19 protein-coding genes are annotated in these 17,560 nt (G+C 63.1%); 13 read left to right on the plus strand and 6 right to left on the minus strand.

Translation table 11 applies throughout. The features are described 5' to 3' along the window. Positions 1-49: 49 nt before the first annotated feature. Both AC0IYS_RS26390 and AC0IYS_RS26395 read right to left on the minus strand, forming a co-directional pair. Complete coding sequence (locus AC0IYS_RS26390; RefSeq protein WP_471707958.1) at positions 50-370, minus strand: thioredoxin family protein; 321 nt, start codon at positions 368-370, stop codon at positions 50-52. Beyond that, the gene (locus AC0IYS_RS26395) at positions 367-1,194 is read right to left on the minus strand and encodes a ChaN family lipoprotein (protein WP_471707959.1); all 828 of its coding nucleotides are present in this window, start codon (positions 1,192-1,194) and stop codon (positions 367-369) included. The genes AC0IYS_RS26390 and AC0IYS_RS26395 overlap by 4 nt, the downstream gene beginning before the upstream one ends. Positions 1,195-1,480: 286 nt before the next feature. On the opposite strand from AC0IYS_RS26395, the gene AC0IYS_RS26400 reads away from it, so the two are divergent. Further along, positions 1,481-1,831: a PEP-CTERM sorting domain-containing protein gene (locus tag AC0IYS_RS26400; protein ID WP_471707960.1), complete on the plus strand. Its 351-nt coding sequence runs from the start codon at positions 1,481-1,483 to the stop codon at positions 1,829-1,831. 66 nt (positions 1,832-1,897) lie between these two features. Here the strand turns inward: AC0IYS_RS26400 and AC0IYS_RS26405 are convergent, their stop codons facing one another. From AC0IYS_RS26405 to AC0IYS_RS26415, 3 genes are all read right to left on the minus strand, one after another. After that, positions 1,898-2,065 carry a hypothetical protein gene (locus AC0IYS_RS26405; RefSeq protein WP_471707961.1) on the minus strand — a complete coding sequence of 56 codons (168 nt, stop codon included), beginning with the start codon at positions 2,063-2,065 and terminating at the stop codon, positions 1,898-1,900. A 100-nt stretch (positions 2,066-2,165) separates the two neighbouring features. Beyond that, positions 2,166-2,567: a DUF3224 domain-containing protein gene (locus AC0IYS_RS26410; protein ID WP_471707962.1), complete on the minus strand. Its 402-nt coding sequence runs from the start codon at positions 2,565-2,567 to the stop codon at positions 2,166-2,168. A gap of 14 nt (positions 2,568-2,581) precedes the next feature. Next, the gene (locus AC0IYS_RS26415; protein WP_471707963.1) at positions 2,582-4,162 is read right to left on the minus strand and encodes a sensor histidine kinase; all 1,581 of its coding nucleotides are present in this window, start codon (positions 4,160-4,162) and stop codon (positions 2,582-2,584) included. A gap of 208 nt (positions 4,163-4,370) precedes the next feature. Between AC0IYS_RS26415 and AC0IYS_RS26420 the strand changes: the two genes are divergently transcribed. Further along, a complete protein-coding gene (locus AC0IYS_RS26420; RefSeq protein ID WP_471707964.1) occupies positions 4,371-4,736 on the plus strand; it encodes a hypothetical protein in 366 nt (121 codons plus the stop codon). Next, positions 4,729-5,574, plus strand: coding sequence for an HDOD domain-containing protein (locus AC0IYS_RS26425; RefSeq protein ID WP_471707965.1), 846 nt, complete (start codon positions 4,729-4,731; stop codon positions 5,572-5,574). The genes AC0IYS_RS26420 and AC0IYS_RS26425 overlap by 8 nt, the downstream gene beginning before the upstream one ends. Positions 5,575-5,712: 138 nt before the next feature. On the opposite strand, the gene AC0IYS_RS26430 is transcribed toward AC0IYS_RS26425, so the two are convergent. Then, positions 5,713-6,045 carry a hypothetical protein gene (locus tag AC0IYS_RS26430; protein ID WP_090323567.1) on the minus strand — a complete coding sequence of 111 codons (333 nt, stop codon included), beginning with the start codon at positions 6,043-6,045 and terminating at the stop codon, positions 5,713-5,715. 557 nt (positions 6,046-6,602) lie between these two features. Here AC0IYS_RS26430 and AC0IYS_RS26435 point away from each other — a divergent pair. The 10 genes from AC0IYS_RS26435 to AC0IYS_RS26480 all read left to right on the plus strand — a co-directional run bounded on the left by AC0IYS_RS26435 (position 6,603) and on the right by AC0IYS_RS26480 (position 17,478). Beyond that, positions 6,603-7,694, plus strand: a complete 1,092-nt coding sequence (locus tag AC0IYS_RS26435) for a PhoH family protein (RefSeq protein WP_471707966.1) — start codon at positions 6,603-6,605, stop codon at positions 7,692-7,694. Beyond that, positions 7,678-8,154, plus strand: coding sequence for an rRNA maturation RNase YbeY (gene ybeY / locus AC0IYS_RS26440; RefSeq protein ID WP_471707967.1), 477 nt, complete (start codon positions 7,678-7,680; stop codon positions 8,152-8,154). The genes AC0IYS_RS26435 and ybeY overlap by 17 nt, the downstream gene beginning before the upstream one ends. A gap of 103 nt (positions 8,155-8,257) precedes the next feature. After that, positions 8,258-9,148: an HlyC/CorC family transporter gene (locus AC0IYS_RS26445; RefSeq protein ID WP_471707968.1), complete on the plus strand. Its 891-nt coding sequence runs from the start codon at positions 8,258-8,260 to the stop codon at positions 9,146-9,148. After that, positions 9,148-10,719 (plus strand): apolipoprotein N-acyltransferase, encoded by a 1,572-nt coding sequence (gene lnt, locus AC0IYS_RS26450; RefSeq protein WP_471707969.1) that lies wholly within the window; start codon positions 9,148-9,150, stop codon positions 10,717-10,719. The genes AC0IYS_RS26445 and lnt overlap by 1 nt, the downstream gene beginning before the upstream one ends. A gap of 99 nt (positions 10,720-10,818) precedes the next feature. Continuing rightward, a complete protein-coding gene (gene glyQ, locus AC0IYS_RS26455) occupies positions 10,819-11,751 on the plus strand; it encodes a glycine--tRNA ligase subunit alpha (RefSeq protein ID WP_471707970.1) in 933 nt (310 codons plus the stop codon). Positions 11,752-11,756: 5 nt separating this feature from the next. Then, complete coding sequence (gene glyS / locus AC0IYS_RS26460) at positions 11,757-13,865, plus strand: glycine--tRNA ligase subunit beta (protein WP_471707971.1); 2,109 nt, start codon at positions 11,757-11,759, stop codon at positions 13,863-13,865. Then, positions 13,866-14,447 carry a D-glycero-beta-D-manno-heptose 1,7-bisphosphate 7-phosphatase gene (gmhB, locus tag AC0IYS_RS26465; protein WP_471707972.1) on the plus strand — a complete coding sequence of 194 codons (582 nt, stop codon included), beginning with the start codon at positions 13,866-13,868 and terminating at the stop codon, positions 14,445-14,447. 68 nt (positions 14,448-14,515) lie between these two features. Next, on the plus strand, positions 14,516-15,208 hold the full coding sequence (locus AC0IYS_RS26470; protein ID WP_373923992.1) for a lysophospholipid acyltransferase family protein: 693 nt from the start codon (positions 14,516-14,518) through the stop codon (positions 15,206-15,208). A gap of 209 nt (positions 15,209-15,417) precedes the next feature. Continuing rightward, positions 15,418-16,215: a M48 family metallopeptidase gene (locus AC0IYS_RS26475; protein ID WP_471707973.1), complete on the plus strand. Its 798-nt coding sequence runs from the start codon at positions 15,418-15,420 to the stop codon at positions 16,213-16,215. 213 nt (positions 16,216-16,428) lie between these two features. Then, positions 16,429-17,478: a patatin-like phospholipase family protein gene (locus AC0IYS_RS26480; protein WP_471707974.1), complete on the plus strand. Its 1,050-nt coding sequence runs from the start codon at positions 16,429-16,431 to the stop codon at positions 17,476-17,478. Positions 17,479-17,560: the final 82 nt, after the last annotated feature.

The raw sequence follows: 17,560 nt of genomic DNA on the forward strand, positions 1-17,560 counted from the left end.
CACCCGGTCCGCAGCTTGCCAAGCAGATATGATTGCTCCCGATAACAGCTTAGTGATCGATTTGCGACAGTCCGGCGGCGATCTCGTCGGCCTTGAGCGGACGCACCACGCGCGCCACTTCCCGGCCGTCGCGCAGGAAGACCAGGGTCGGCCACAGCTTGACCTTGTACGAGCGGCCCAGCGGACGGCCCGGCCCGTCCTCGACCTTGTAGTGGCTGACGGCGTCGTGGCCGGCCATCGCCTGTTGCAGCGGCGGCTGGGCGGCCATGCAGTGGCCGCACCAGTTGGCGCCGAACTCCAGCAGCGTGGCGCCCGGCATGGCGTCGATCTCGGCGCGCTGGGGCGCCTCGGCTATATAGACAGTTTTCATTTGGTTTTGAACTTGGCACATGGATCGGCGCGCTTCTCGGGTGTGAGCTTGTGCACCACGTCGTACAGGCCGCCATCCTTGTCGCCGCCCTCGACGAAGCCCTCGCTGCGCACGGTCAGTATAGGCTCAATCCGATTGAGCCAGCGCGCGACTCCGATGTCCTTGCGCACGTGGCCATTGCCGGCGATCAGCACGACATCGCGCGGCCGCTGGTCGCGCACGATCTTGGCCATCCAGATGTCGCGCGCAACCTGCGCGTTGACCATGCCCTCGAGCATCATCTCCGGCGTCATACCGCAGTGGCCGACGGCGATTTCCTGTTGCTGGGTGGCGCGCACGTCGGCCGGCAGCGGCTGGTCCAGCCGGTAGTCCTTGATGCTTTGCGGGTCGAACGTGGCGGTCACGCCGTCGCGCACCACGCGTGAGGCGTCGGCGCGCGACAAATTGCCGGCCACCAGCGGCAGGTGGTAGGTCAGCGCCAGCTGGATCACCGGGTAGTACAGTTGCCAGTCCCAACGGGCGCCATTGACGACGCGGATCACACATTGCGCGTCGAGACAGCCTTTTTGCGCCTTGTCCAGCAAATCCTGGTCTTCGCGGTCGAACTGTTCCATGACGATGGCCGGCCGCCAGCCACCCTCGACCCGTTGGCGCAGCAATTCGTAGCGTAGCCGGTGTCCCCGTGCGTTGTCGTGCACCTCGCCCAGCAGCAACACCTGCGGGTTGGGGCCGAGCGGCGCGACGGCGGCCTCCCCGGCATCCGCCGCCGGCCCTGTTCGGGCGCCGCCGGCGCAACCGGTGAGCGCCAGCGCCCCGGTCAACATTGCTGTAAATCCAATTGTCCGCCAGCTTTTTTTATAAATGGATATCATCCTGCACCTCACGTCTGGGTTCGCAAAAAAACCTGCGGCGCAAGCCCAGGGAACCAGTCTGTTGTTGCATCGCAATAATAAATTTCTCTGAAATAAACACAGATAGCAATATGTTATGAATTGTGGTTTAATAGTCTTTGTGCAATAAACGTCAAATGCATTGCGGCCGCAAGTCTAAGGTGTCTGCATTAAATTGCAGTTAACGCCCGGACCCGCAGTATTGCCATAGGAGAAAATTATGAAAAAAACACCACTTTTAACCTGCCTGCTGTTCTCGCTGAGCCTGACCGGCGCGGCGCAAGCGAAGGTCGATGCCACCCCGGCGGCGCCTATCGCACCTGCAACAATTGAAGTTGAAAAATGCGTGCCGAACGCCGCCTCGCCATGCCTGACCGCCGACGACTCGGCCGCCAGGGACGACGACAGTATCGATCTCGCCACACTGCCGACAGCCAACCCGGCGCAGCAGGTCGACGCCGCCGCCTCGCCGGTGCCGGAACCGCAAACCTTTGCCATGATGGCGTTCGGTCTGGCGCTGCTGGGTTTCTCCTCGCGCCGCCGCCAGCCGTCGGACAAGTTCGAGAACTAGGCGTTGCCCGGTAAGCGGCACGACAGAAATCCCGCCTGGTGCGGGATTTTTTTTGGTCTGCGGCGTTTAATAGCAGAGCGACCGTATGTTGCTGATGGCGACGCCCTGGGCGACGGCGCGGAACGCGCAGCCCAGCTTGCGCCAGCCGTCGTCGGTCAACATCACCGCGCCCAGCCCCAGCGCCACGGCGATGGCCAGCACGATCAGCAAACCTTTGATGGCGTCTTTATTCATGCTGGCGGACCCGGTCGGCGTGGCGTGAACGGCGGTAGCGGTATTGGGCGGTATTGGGCGGTATTAGGCGTTGCTAGGCGCTGTGAGGCGTTATGCGGCGTTATGCGGCGTCCGCCAGCATGTAGTCGAAATCGTAGTAGTGCTTGCCGCCTTCGATGCGGATGTTCAGGGTGCCGCTGAGCCCCTCAAGTTCTTCCCGGCCCGAATCGGGCACCACCGCCACAGCCAGGCTGGGCGCGCCGCGCTCCATGATGCCGCGGTGGTGCAGCAGAAAGTTGCCGCGTTTGCCGTCGAGCGTGCCCTCGACCCGCTCGATCGCCACATACACGCCCGAGCCCAGCGCGCTGTCCATATAGGCCAGCATCTCGCCCTTGCCGGTGGCGGCCAGCGCGCCGTGGTATTGCTTGTCGAGCGACATGCGGCCGACGCCGGTGTCGGCCGCCACCGCCGAGGTTGATTCCGGCTGCATCTTGACGCTGAATTCCCCTGTGATCCTGTTCATCGCTGCTCCTCGTTCTACGCGGGCAGGCGGATGTCCGTCTGCCCGCTGGTGTCGTCGACCGGCGTCACGCACGGCATGCGCAGCGTGAACGTGGCGCCATGGCCCAGCACGCTGGCGACCGTGACCGTGCCGCCGAACTGTTTGGCCATCAGGTTGAACACGATGTTCAGCCCGAGCCCGGTGCCGCCCTGGCCGCGCCGCGTGGTCACGAACGGGTCGAACACCTTGTCCAGCATTTCCGGCGCGATGCCCTTGCCGTTGTCGCTCACCCGCATCTCGATCCAGTCGCCCTGGCGCGCCACGTCGATGGTGATCCGGCCCTCGTCGTCCGGCTCGAACGCGTGGTCGACGCAGTTGAGCGTCAAATTGGTGATCACCTGCGCCAGCGCGCCCGGGTAACTGTCGAGCATGATATCGGGCGGGCAATCGATGCCGACCGCGATGTGCGTCTTCTTCAGCTTGGGCTGCAGGCTGGATACCACTTCGTTTATATAATCGCGCAATTCGAAGCGGCGGCGCGCCTCGCTGACCTGGTCGACGGCGATCTGCTTGAAGCTGTGGATCAGGTGGGCGGCGCGGTAGGCGTTGTTCATGATCAGGCGCGTGCTCTCGGCCGCCGTGTCCAGGTAGCGCATGATGTCGGACTTCTTGATGTTGCCGCCTTCGACGGCCAGCTGCACCTTTTCGGTCGCCTCCATCAGCACCGACGCGCTGGTCAGGGCGATGCCGACCGGCGTGTTGATTTCGTGGGCGACGCCGGCCACCAGGCCGCCCAGCGAGGCCAGCCGTTCGGCCTGCAACAGCGATTCCTGCGTGCGGCGCAGGTCGGCCATGGCGCGGGCGGTGGCCTGGGCCGATTTGCGGGCCTCGTCCTCGGCCTCGCGGATGCGCTGGATGTTCGATTTGACCTTGCGCTGGATGGCGTTGAAGCCGCGGATCACCTCGCCGAGCTCGTCGCGGCGGCTGTCGGGCAATTCCTCGACCTCGTCGCTGCCGCGCGTGGCCAGGTCGAACAGGCCGTCGCGCAGGCGCTTGAGCGGGTCGAACACGATGCGCAGCGACAACGCCAGCGCCGCCACCAGGATGAGGTCCAGCAGCAACACTTCGATCACCTTGCGGCGCACCTCGGCGGCCAGCGTGGCGTCGATCTGGGCGCGGCTGAAGTTGACCACCACGCGGCCGACGATGACCGGCTTGAGCGCGGCCCCGGCGGCGCCGGAGTCGCGGTAGGCCAGGTCGGCCACCACCGGCGTGCCGGCCACGGCCGCGTCGTTTTCGATGGTGCTGATTTTGCCGTCCTCGTGGCGCAGGCGGCCGGAAAACAGGCCGACCGAGGTGTCGTAGACGCGGATCGACACCAGTTCGGGCGGCATCATCTCGGCGGCGACGATGTTGTCGACCTTGGCCTTGTCGAGGTCCCACAACGCCGACGGCAGGCTGGTTTGCAGCCGGGTCAGCACGCCCTGGCGCAGGCGCTGGCTGCTCACTTCGAGTTCGTGCCCGAGGCTGTATTGCGCGTAGGTGCCGGAAATGCCCAGCACCAGGGTCACGATGACCACGAAGAGCAGCGTCAAACGGCCTTGAATACCAGACATCGAACAACCTCCCCCGAGCACGTATTTGACGGCAACATCCCAATGTACGGTATGGGCTGCATCTTGGCAAGAATAAGGACTATCAAGGGGCCATCGCCGGCCAACGGCGCCTTCCGCAGGCAGACTTCGATCGCGCGCAATGGTAATATCGTGCAACATGTGGGCTGGCTAATCCGCCAGCGGACAACCCGACATCACCGGAGGCACCATGACGGGCAATTATCATCAACTGGCGACGGCCGAGGTGCGGCCGGGCATGGTCCTGTCGGACGTGCTGCTCGACGTCCAGGGCCACGTGCTGCTGCCGCAGGGCACCGTGCTGACCGAGGCCATGCTGGCGCTGATGCCGCGCCACGGCATCGCCGTGCTGCCCATCGTGCGCGAGGAAGTGGCGCCGGAGGTGGCGCAGGCCGCGCTGACCCACCATCAGGCGCGCATCGATCATCTGTTCCGCAAAAACGACGCCGACAGCGACAAGGACTGGGCCACGGCGCTGCTGCGTCGCTTCGTCACCGATTTCCGGCTGGGCAAGCCGGAGCAGGAACACACCACGGAGCATCCCGGCCATGAGTAACACCCTCAGCTACGACGACGTGGTGCGCAACCTCGACGACCTGCCGTCGCTGCCGGCGGTGGTGATGGAATTGCTCAACAGCATAGACCAGGACGATGTCGATATCTCGGTACTCGCCAAGAAGGTGTCATACGACCAGGCGCTGACCGCCAAGACGCTGCGCCTGGCCAACTCCTCGCTGTACGGGCTGCAAGTCAAGGTCACCACCATCCAGCAGGCGATCACCTACCTGGGTTTCCAGACCACGCGCAACCTGATCACGGCGGCGGCCGTCACCGGCTGCTTCGCCGAGGGCCACTGCCCCGGCTTCGACCACAAGGCGTTCTGGCGCCACTCGATCGCCACCGCCGCCTGCGCCAAGGTGCTGGCGCGGCAGATGCGCTTCAATCAGGATTACGCCTTCACGGCCGGCTTGCTGCACGATATCGGCAGGCTGGTGCTGGTGTCGTGCTTCCCCAACCAGTATTCGATCACCTTGGCCTACCGCGAGGAGCACGACTGTTATCTGCTGGAGGCCGAACGCAAGGTGCTGGGCGTCGATCACGTCGACGCCGGCATGGCGCTGGCGGAACACTGGAATTTTTCAGACACGATGCGGCTCGCCATCGGCGGCCACCACGATCCGGAAGCGCAGGGCGCGGGCTTCCTGGCGGCCATCATTCATGTGGCCGACGCCATCGTGCACGCGCTCGATCTGGCGCAGGTACGGGACGATCTGGTGCCGCCGGTGTCCACGGTGGCGTGGACAGCGCTGGGCCTCGATGAGGAAATCTATCTGCAACTGTTCCGGGAAACCGAGCTGCAGTATGAAGAAATTTCGATGGTGCTGCTGAGCTAACAGACTACCTTGACGGACTGCCTACCTGCATAAGACGCACGAAAAACAAGGAAGCGTCACCTGCCGGCCGGGTTGGACGAGACATCGACTGGACGTCACGTCAGCCACGGCGCGGCAGGTGCGGAAGCTGCGGGCGCATTAATGACGCGCGTAGTTTCCGGCCTCGGCCTTTTCTGGACGCTCTTCAGGCTTTGGACGGCCCTGGGCGTCGGACAGGCGGTATTTGGTGCGGCGGTCGCCCATCAAATCGCGCAGGTCGCGGATGCTCATGCCGGTCACTTCGTGCATGCGGATCAGCAGCGAAGCGCCGACCGGCAGACGGTGGTGACGGATCTTGCTGATCACCGGCGGTGCCACTTCCAGCAGGCGCGACAGCGCGGCGTCGTTTTTCAATTGCATCTTGCCGAGCAGGATGTCGAGCAGATGGTTGGGGTTGTAGCTTTCTTGGGAAGCAAGAGCGTGGTGTGCCATGATTTTCCTCGTTGGTTGGGTGAAGAGATAGTGCTGGTCGGAACTTAAGGACAACTTAGAATTTATCAATTAACTGCCCCGTTGGATAAGCAGCTAACAGAGCGGTTAAATCCATCCATAAATTCATCCGTAAATTCATCCATAAGCCGACTTGCCTCAATTGCCTTTCGTGCAAGAGAATTCTATGCTTAAAGGGACTGCTCCAGTCGGCGCACGATGCGTGAAGATTGTTTGACATCAACCGCCGGCTAGAAAACTTAACAACTAAGCTATTTCATCACATGGGGCTGGAGGGTGTCGCACGCAAGAACCTGTAGGAAATTGTTACATGAAGCAAGCTCATGTAGAGTGGCAGCGGGTTTGCTACCCCTCAGCAACTGTGTCGTGGCCAGGGCAACATTCGTTGGATCCGGGACGCCGCCGGCCGGGTCCGACAGGGTCGCGGCACCTCGCTTCAAAATGCGGCGCCCGCGCGGTTTGCATCGGCAAATTACGCTAAACTAACGCCTGTGCGCAGCAGTGCGCCCCATCCCGCCTCATCTCTTAAAAGCATTCCATTGAAAACCAAAACACCCGTTCAACCGCATTACTTTGTTCCAGAGCCGCTCGATAACTCGCGCCTGGCCCATTTGTGCGGTCCCCTCGACGAAAACCTGCGGCAGATTTCCGCCGCGCTGGACGTCACCATTTTTCGTCGCGGCGAGAAATTCATCGTCAGCGGCCACAATGCCGAACGCGCGGTGCAGATCCTGGAACAGTTCTACGCCGTCGCCAACAAGGTGGTGCCTATTGAAGAAGTGCAACTTGCACTGGTAGAGCAACGCGCCGGCCTGGCCGCCGCGGCCACCGCCGCCGGCACCACCTCCGGCGCGGGCGCCGAAGGCAAGCCGCACGCGGTGGCCGAGGCGCCGTTTGTCGAACCGGACATCAACAGCCCGGTGCTGAAGACGCGCCGGACCGACCTGCGCGGCCGTACGCCGCACCAGATCCGTTACCTGCGCAACATTCTCGAACACGACATCAGCTTTGGCGTCGGCCCGGCCGGCACCGGCAAGACCTACCTGGCCGTGGCCTGCGCGGTCGACGCGCTCGAGCGCGACGCCGTCAAGCGCATCATCCTGACCCGTCCGGCCGTCGAGGCCGGCGAGCGGCTCGGCTTCCTGCCGGGCGACCTGGCGCAAAAGGTCGATCCGTATCTGCGTCCGCTGTACGACGCGCTGTACGACCTGCTGGGCTTCGACCGCACGCAGAAAATGTTCGAGAAGCAAGTCATCGAAATCGCGCCGCTGGCTTACATGCGCGGACGCACCCTGAACCACGCGTTCGTGATCCTCGACGAGGCGCAGAACACCACCGTCGAGCAGATGAAAATGTTCCTGACGCGCATAGGTTTCGGCAGCAAGGCCGTCATCACCGGCGACGTCACCCAGGTGGACTTGCACAAGAGCCAGAAAAGCGGCCTGGTCGACGCCGTCCAAGTGTTGAAGGATGTGCGCGGCATCGCCTTCAGCCACTTCAACAGCGAGGACGTGGTGCGCCATCCGCTGGTGGCGCGCATCGTCGACGCCTACGAGACGGCCCACAACCATGAAGCCGAGATCGCTCCCCTCCTCAAAGCCACCGCTCTGAAAAATGTCCGTAAAAAATAAATTGACGTTGTCGGTGCAATATCCCGACGCCCGCCTGAAAGAAGTGATCACCCGCGCGGCCATCCGCAAGTGGATACAGGCGGCGCTGTTCGCGCCGGCCGAGCTGACCATCCGCTTTGTCGATGCCGAGGAAGGCCGCGAGCTCAACAAGCAATACCGGGGCAAGGACTACGCCACCAATGTGTTGACGTTCGCCTACAACGAGGGCGAGCAGCTGGACGAGGACGCGCCGACGCAAGCCGACATCATCCTGTGCACCGACGTGCTGGAGAAGGAAGCGGCCGAGCAAAAGAAATCGGTGGAGGAGCACACCGCCCACCTGATCGTGCACGGCGTGCTGCACGCGCAAGGCTACGACCACGAGGACGACGAGGAAGCGGCCGAGATGGAAGGCATCGAAACGGAGTTGCTGGCCGAACTCGGTTACGCCGACCCGTACGCCGCCGAGAAAGCCGCCTAAGCGCCGATCGTCGGTTAAAACGCATGGTTTTTTTGACAAAAGCGGCCCTGTTCGACCTTTTGGTGTATCCTATACCCCTTCAAAACAATGGCTCACGCCTACTATGCAAGAGCACTCTAGTGGCGTCAAGACTGACGCCAAACCCCATCGGTCACTGTTTGAACGCCTGACCGCACTGATTTCCCCCGAGCCAGAGAATCGCGCGGAACTGCTCGAAGTTCTGCACGACGCCCACGAACGCAACCTGATCGACGCCGACGCCTTGTCGATGATCGAAGGCGTGTTCCAGGTCTCCGACTTGTCCGCCCGCGACATCATGATTCCCCGTTCGCAGATGGATGTCATCGACATCTCCAAGCCGATCGAGGAATGGATGCCGCAGGTGCTGGCGACCGCCCACTCGCGCTTCCCCGCCATTGAGGGCGAGCGCGACAAGGTGATCGGCATCCTGCTGGCCAAGGACCTGCTGCGCTACTACGCCGAAGAATCCTTCGACGTGCGCGACATGCTGCGCCCGGCCATCTTCATCCCCGAGTCCAAACGCCTCAACGTGCTGCTGCGGGATTTCCGCGCCAATCACAATCACATGGCGATCGTGGTCGACGAGTACAGCGGCGTGGCCGGTCTGATCACCATCGAGGACGTGCTCGAACAGATCGTCGGCGACATCGAGGACGAATACGACTTCGACGAGGAAGAGGACAACATCCTCTCGATCAAGGAAGGCGTGCACGGACCGCGCTGGCGCATCAAGGCGCTGACCGAGATCGAACAGTTCAACGAAGAGTTGGACACCTCGCTGCCGGACGACGATGTCGACACCATCGGTGGCCTGGTCGCCAAGCACCTGGCGCGCATGCCGCACAAGGGCGACATCTTCGACTACCAGGGCATGCGCTTTGAAGTGCTGCGCGCCGACGCCCGCCAGATCCACGTGCTGCTGGTGGAGAAACTGCCGCCAGCCCCCGACGCCGGCGCGGGCGCCTCGCAATAATGCGCTTTCGCCGCGCCAATCCGAACGATCCGCCCAAGCCGCAGCGCAGCACCAAAGGACGGATGATCATCACCCTGCTGGCCGGCGCGATGTGCGTATTTGCCTTCGCGCCGTTCGGCTGGTGGCCGCTCGAGATCCTCGGCCTGGCGACCCTCTTCTACCAAGTGCTGCGCAGCGCCGACGTCAAAAGCGCGGGCCTGATCGGCTGGGCCTTCGGCTTCGGCTGGACCGCCGCCGGCACCCACTGGCTGTACGTGTCGCTGCACGACTACGGCGCCATGGCCGCGCCGATCGCGGTGGCCGCCGTGCTGCTGCTGGCCTGGGGCATGGGCTTTTACACGGCGCTAGCGATGGGCGGCGCGGCCTGGCTGCGCAAGCGCTGGTCGCTGCCGCTGCCGGCCGCCAACCTGCTAGTGCTGCCGGCGATGTGGGCGTTGTTCGAATGGGTACGCGCCTGGCTGTTCACCGGTTTCCCGTGGATGTCGTCCGGCTACGCCCATAATCACAGTCCGCTGGCCGGCTACGCGCCGGTCATTGGCGTCTACGGCCTTGGATGGCTGGCCGCGGTCATCGCCGGCGCCCTGCTGCTGCTGCTGCACCGCACCCGCATCAAGGCGGCGGTGCTGGTCGTGGCCATCTGCGCCGCCGGCGTCGGCCTGACCTACCTGCAATGGACCTACCCGGAAGGCAAACCGATCTCGGTGCGCCTGCTGCAAGGGAACATCCCGCAAAGCGAAAAATTCGACGGCGCCCGCGTCATCGAGACGATGAAGCTGTACCACGACGCCATCACCGCCGCGCCGGCCGATTTGATCGCCACGCCGGAGACGGCCATCGTCATGCTGCCGCAGCAGCTGCCGCCGGACTACCTGCCCGGCATCGCCCAGTTCCTGACCAAGACCGGCAGCAATCTGATACTCGGCATCCCGATGGCCGACAGCCAGACCGCCTATTTCAACAGCGTGATCGGCCTGACGCCACGCCAGGGCAGCGCCTACTACCGCTACGACAAGCACCACCTGGTGCCGTTCGGCGAGTTCATTCCGCTCGGCTTCCGCTGGTTCGTCAACCTGATGTCGATCCCGCTCGGCGACCAGACCAGCGGCGCCGATATCCAGCCGGCCTTCCCGATCAAGGACCAGCGCGTGCTGCCCAACATCTGCTACGAGGACTTGTTCGGCGAGGAGATCGCCGCGCAGCTGAACCACCCGGCGCAGGGCCAGAAGCCGGCCACGATGCTGCTCAACGTCTCGAATCTGGCCTGGTTCGGCGACACGATCGCCATTCCGCAGCATTTGCAGATCTCGCAAATGCGCACCCTGGAGACGGGACGTCCGATGCTGAGGGCGACCAACACCGGCGCCACCGCCATCATCGACGGTCATGGCGTGATCCGGCATCAGTTGAAGGTCAACACCTTCGGCACCCTGGCCGCCGACGTCCAGGGCATGGCGGGCAGCACGCCCTTCATCATCTGGGGCAACAAGCTGTTTCTGCTGCTGGCGGCGCTGGCATTGGGCGGCGCCTGGTTTTGGGCGCGGCGCGCAAAAAACCAGGCCAAAGCCGCTTAATCTCCACAGTCTGCCGGCAAAACCCGCTAAAATTGCCCCTTTAGCATAACCGCAACCGCACGTCCCTCGCCCCGCGAGGCGTGCCATCGACCACACAAGATGCTGACATTTCAACAAATCATTCTGACCTTGCAAACCTACTGGGACAAGCAAGGCTGCGCCCTGCTCCAGCCCTACGACATGGAAGTCGGCGCCGGCACCTTCCACACCGGGACCTTCCTGCGCGCCATCGGCCCGGAGCCTTGGCGCGCTGCCTACGTGCAGCCGTCGCGCCGCCCGAAGGACGGCCGCTACGGCGAGAACCCGAACCGCGGCCAGCACTACTACCAGTACCAGGTGGTGATGAAGCCGGCGCCGGAAAACATCCTCGACCTGTATCTCGGTTCGCTGGAGGCGCTGGGCCTGGACCTGAAACAGAATGATGTGCGCTTCGTCGAAGACGACTGGGAATCGCCGACCCTGGGCGCCTGGGGCCTCGGCTGGGAAGTGTGGCTGAACGGGATGGAAGTGACGCAGTTCACCTACTTCCAGCAGGTCGGCGGCCTCGATTGCAAGCCGGTGCTGGGCGAGATCACCTATGGTATCGAGCGTCTGGCGATGTACCTGCAGGGCGTGGAAAACATGTACGACCTGGTTTGGACCACGTGGGAAGAGAACGGCGAGACCAAGACGCTCAAATACGGCGACGTCTTCCACCAGAACGAGGTCGAACAATCGGCCTACAACTTCGAACATTCGAACGCCGAACTGCTGTTCGCCCAATTCAACAACCACGAATCGGAAGCCAAGCGCCTGATCGAGGCGCAACTGACGTTGCCGGCCTATGAGCAAATCATGAAGGCGTCGCACAGCTTCAACCTGCTGGACGCGCGCGGCGCCATCTCGGTGACCGAACGCGCCGCCTACATCGGCCGCGTGCGCGCCCTGTCGCGCCTTGTGGCGCAGGCCTACTACGAGTCGCGCGAGCGCCTGGGCTTCCCGATGGCCATCGCCTTGGCGACGACCGCCGCTGCTGCTGAACAAACTGTATAAATAATATGACCCAGACCCTCCTCATCGAACTGCTGACCGAAGAACTGCCGCCGAAGGCGCTTGCCAAGCTGGGCGCGGCCTTCGCCGCCGGCATCGTCAACGGCCTGAAAGCGCGCGACTTCCTCGAAGCCGACAGCGTCGCCACCTCGTTCGCCTCGCCGCGCCGCCTGGCCGTCTCCATCACCAAGGTGCGCGCCACGTCGCCCGACAAATCGATTCGCGAAAAAGTGCTGCCGGTGTCGGTCGCGCTGGACGCCGCCGGCAACGGCACGCCACCGCTGGCCAAGAAACTGGCCGCGCTGGGCTTCCCGAACCTGACCGTGGCCGACCTGGAACGCGCGCAGGACGGCAAGGCCGAAAGCTTCTTCTACACCTACACGGCGGCCGGCAGCGCGCTGCAATCGGGCCTGCAGGCCGCGCTGGAGGAATCGGTCGCCAAGCTGCCGATCCCTAAAGTGATGAGCTACCAGCGTCCGGACGGCGCCACCGTGCAATTCGTGCGTCCGGCCCACAGCCTGATCGCGCTGCACGGCGCCACCGTGCTGCCACTGACCCTGTTGGGACTGACCGCGTCGAACGTGACCGAAGGCCACCGCTTCCTGACCGCGCCGGGCCAACGCGCCGTGACCATCGCCGATGCGGACAGCTACGCCGAGACCCTGAAATCACAGGGCAAAGTACTGGCCAGCGTCGAACAGCGCAAGGAACAGATCCGCGCCGATCTGCTGGCCAAGGCCGGCGCCGACCAGGTGCTGATGCCTGAATCGCTGCTCGACGAAGTGACTGCGCTGGTCGAATGGCCAGTGGTCTACGAATGCAAGTTCGAGGAAGAGTTCCTGGCCGTGCCGCAGGAATGCCTGATCCTGACCATGCAGACCAACCAGAAATACTTCGCGCTGACGGACGCCGACGGCAAGCTGCGTTCGCGCTTCCTGATCGTCTCCAACATCGCCACCGACACGCCGGCCGCCATCATCGGCGGCAACGAGCGCGTGGTGCGTCCGCGCCTGTCCGACGCCAAGTTCTTCTTCGAGCAGGATAAGAAGAAAACGCTGGAGTCGCGCCTGCCGCTGCTCAAGAACGTGGTCTATCACAACAAGCTGGGCACCCAGGCCGAACGCAGCGAGCGTGTCAGCGCGCTGGCCGGCTTCATCGCCACCCAGGTCGGCGGCGATTCCGCGCTGGCCACCCGCGCCGCCAAGCTCTCCAAGGCCGACCTGTTGACCGACATGGTCGGCGAGTTCCCCGAGCTGCAAGGCATCATGGGCACCTACTACGCCCGCAACGACGGCGAGCCGGAAGACGTGGCGCTGGCCGCCTCCGAGCACTACCAGCCGCGCTTCGCCGGCGACGCGCTGCCATCGACCGTCACCGGCACCGCCGTGGCGCTGGCCGACAAACTTGAAACCCTGGTCGGCATCTGGTCGATCGGCCTGCAGCCGACCGGCGACAAGGATCCGTTCGCGCTGCGCCGCCACGCCCTGGGCGTGCTGCGCATGCTGATCGAAAAACGCCTGATGCTGTCGATCCGCGGCCTGCTCGATTCGGCCGCGCAGCAGTTCACCGGCATCGCCGGCTTCAAGGACCCGGTCCTCGAAGTCACCGCCTTCATGCTGGACCGCCTGCGCGGCATCCTGCGCGAGCGCGGCTTCTCGCCGAACGAGATCGAAGCGGTGGTGGCCCAGAATCCGGACCGCCTGGACGACATCGTGCAGCGCCTGGAGGCCGTCAAGGCCTTCGCCGCGCTGCCGGAAGCGGCCTCGCTGGCCGCCGCCAACAAGCGCATCACCAACATCCTGAAGAAGAACGAAGAGGCGCTGAGCGCCGCCGGCACCAGCGCCGTCGATCCGGGGCTGCTGCAGGACGAAGCCGAGAAGAACCTGGCCGCCGCCGTCACGCGCGTGCAGCCGGACATCGACGCCGCCTTCATCCGGGGCGATTTCGCCGACGCGCTCAAGACGCTGGCGCAGCTGCGCGACGAAGTCGACGCCTTCTTCAACGACGTCATGGTCATGGCCGAAGATCTCGCCCTGCGCAACAACCGTCTGGCTTTGCTGTCATCGCTGCATGGCATGATGAATCGCGTGGCCGACATTTCGAAACTGGCGGCCTAAATGGGTACGCCGTCCTTGAAACTGATCATCCTCGATCGCGACGGCGTCATCAACCATGATTCGCCCGATTTCATCAAGTCGCCGGCCGAGTGGATTCCCATCCCCGGCTCGCTCGAAGCGATCGCCCGCCTGAACCAGGCCGGCTATCGCGTGGTGATCGCGTCGAACCAGTCGGGCATCGCGCGCGAGTTCTTCGACATGACGATCCTCAACGCCATCCACGCCAAGATGCACCATCTGGCGCAGCAGGTCGGCGCCGACATCGACGCCGTGTTCTTCTGCCCCCACGCGGCGGCCGACAACTGCGACTGCCGCAAGCCGAAACCGGGCATGTTCAACGAGATTTCGCAGCGCTACAAGGTCAGCCTCAAAGGCGTGCCGGTGGTGGGCGACTCGCTGCGCGACCTGCAGGCCGGCTACGTGACCGGCTGCGTGCCCTACCTGGTCCTGACCGGCAAGGGCGAGAAAACCCAGCAAACCGGCGGCCTGCCGCCCGGCACCCTGGTGTTCCCGGACTTGGCGGCGATGGTGGTCCACCTGCTTAAAACCAGCGTGCCGCCGGCGCTGCACGTCGTTAGCTAACAAAGTATTCGGAGTCTGCATTGGGTCATCCCGTATTGTTTTTGCGTTCCCTGATTTTCACCATCGTCATGGTGATATCGACCGTGGTCTGGGCGCTGGTGTGCTTCCTGGCCGCGCCGCTGCCGTACAACAAGCGCTTCTGGGTCACCGCGCGCTGGAATGTGTTCATCGTCTGGTGCGCCAAGGTTATCTGCGGCATCCGCTACGAAATCAAGGGCGCCGAGAATTTCCCGGACGCGCCGGCGGTGGTGCTGTCGAAGCACCAGTCGGCGTGGGAAACCATCTTCCTGCTGCCTAACCTGCCGCGCCCATTGGTGTTCGTCTTCAAGAAGGAAATCCTCTATATTCCGTTCTTCGGCTGGGCGATGGCGCTGCTGCGCATGATCCCGATCGACCGCAAGCAAGGCAAGAACGCGTTCAAGCACGTGGTCCGCCACGGCAAGCGACGGCTCGCCGACGGCCAATGGATTATCATGTTCCCCGAGGGGACGCGGATTCCCGTCGGCCAGGCCGGCAAGTACAAAAGCGGCGGTACGCGCCTCGCCATCGCGACCGGCGCCGTGGTGGTGCCGATCGCGCACAACTCCGGCGAGTGCTGGCCAAAAAACTCTTTCATCAAACGGCCCGGCCTTGTTACAGTATCGATAGGTAAGCCAATTTCGCCAGAAGGTCAAACTCCGGACGGCATGATGCAACAGGTGGAAACTTGGATAGAATCAGAAATGCGCGTCATTTCGCCCCACGCCTACAACGCTGGCTAGACGATCTCGCCACGTTGGTAAAGCCGGCGTCGCCGAAAGACGACGCCAGCCAGCTTGACCTGTTCGCACGGGAGGCGCAGGCGCAGGGTCAAGGCCAGCTATCCTCTACCAAACCTGTCTACACGTCGCCGGTGTGGTCGGTCCCTCCTTCTTCCAGCAATCCTCCTCCGATATCCCCGTACATAGCGCCGCCGGTGGCGCCGGTTGTTGTGCCCCCGACCACGGCGGTCCCGGTCAAGCCGCGTGTGGCGCCTCCGACGTCCGAGCAGCCGACGACGGCCAAGCGCCAGTTGATGGTCGGTGAATTCATCCTCGAATATGAACTGCGCCGCTCGACGCGCCGCTCGATCGGCTTCATGATCGACGACGACGGCCTGCGCGTGACCGCGCCCAAGCGCATCAGCATCGCCGAAATCGACAACGCCATCCGCACCAAGCAGCATTGGATACTGAGCAAACTCAAAGAACGGCGCGAACGGCGCGCCGCGCGGCTGCAAAAGCCGCCGGTGGAATGGATCGACGGCGCGCAGCTTCCGTATCTGGGCGCCGACATCACCCTGCGGCTGCTGGTGGGCGGGCGCAATCGCACCAGCTACAACCCGGCCACACGCGAGCTGTCGATGGTGCTGGTGCCCGGCGCCACCGAGACGCTGCTCAAGGAGCGGGTCAAGTCCTGGTACCAGCAGGAGGCCAAGGTGTTGTTCGAGCAGCGCCTGGACCTGTATGCGGGTCGCCTGGGCGTCAGCTACCACTCGTTCGGGCTGTCGTCGGCCGGCACGCGCTGGGGCTCGTGCACGGTCGACCGCAAGATCCGCCTGAACTGGAAACTGATCCACTTCTCGCTGCCGCTGATCGACTATGTGGTCGCCCACGAACTGGCGCACACGCTGGAAATGAACCACAGCGCCGACTTCTGGAACACCGTCGGCCGCATCTACCCCGAATACGACGAAGCGAAGAACCTGCTGCGCAAACGGGCACAGGAGTTGCCTGTGCTGTTTGCCTGAAATAACTCTATTTCACGCTCTTTCGACGCCATCTTCCTGCTTACTGCTGAGTTCGCCCCAGCCCGTCACTTTCATATTGCACTGCACAATTTTATTGCCCTACGGAATTACCTGTGGTATTTTGTCTCATGTTCAGGTTGATCTGAATTAAATAAACAGCAAATTGTGTCACTAAACGGGGGTTATATGGGTCAGGCAAGTGCAACCAAAAAGATGGGTTTGGTACTGGGCGGCGGTGCGCCAAATTCGCCATTGATAGCGGGTGCGCTGGCTGCCTTCCTCGACCAGGAAGTTGAGTTCGACGTGATTTCCGCCTCGGGCGCGGGCGTGCTGATGGGCCTGCTCTACACGGCGCCGCTGGAAGGTTCGCCGCGCGAGGCGCTCAAGCGCTGGGCCGACACCGGCGTGGCCGACACCATCTACAAAATGATGCCGGTCAATTACAAGCTTTTCCATAAGCCGGGCAAGGAAGCGGACGCCTTCCGTGGCGTGTTCTCGCCGCAGGTCGGCAATTCGGTGTTCCCGGGCCTGCAAAGCGCGCTGGGTGGTTCGGTGCCTTGGGCCGACTGGACCCAGCTGATGATGTCGACGATGTCGCCGTCGAACCTGTCGTCGAAAAGCCTCGGTTTGTGCGCCCACGCGCCGTTCCTGGAAGGCACGATCGACTTCTCGGCCATCTCGACGATGAAGCCGGAGTTCTACATCAACGCCTACAACCTGAACCAGCACAGCATGAAGATCTGGGACAAGCGCGAGATCCAGGTCGAACACGTGCGCGCCGCACTGTCGTTCCCGTTCCTGTACGCGCCGACCACGATCGACGGCGAGGACTATATCGAGGGCGCGGCGCTCGAAACGCTGAATTTCGACCCGTTCATCGAAGGCAAGGGCGAGCACGCGGATACGGACGTGCTGGTAGTGCTCGACATCCTGGGCGACGAACGCCTGCTGCGCAAGCCGCGCGACCTGTACGACTCGTGGGTCGGTTCGATGATCACGCCTCTGGTCAACATTTCGAAGCAGCAACTGCGTTTGTTCGAGCTGGAGCACAACACCGACCACAAAACCGGAGAGCCGAAGCGTCAGATGCTCAAGCTGGAACTGATGGCCGCCGTGCCGGATCAGCACATCCCGTACACGATGGACTGGTCGACGTCGAATATGCAGTTGCTGTTCGATGTCGGCTACAAGGCCGCGACCCGCTTCTGCCGCCAGAACGCCGACGTGCTGCGCTTCGCCGACGAAAACGTCTTGGCCGCTTAAATATTTTCATATGTAAATATTTTTAGATGTAAATATTTGTAAATAGATTGCATAGGTTATAATTGGCAGATAATAAACTTCA

This window comes from Duganella sp. AC237 (assembly GCF_979254035.1).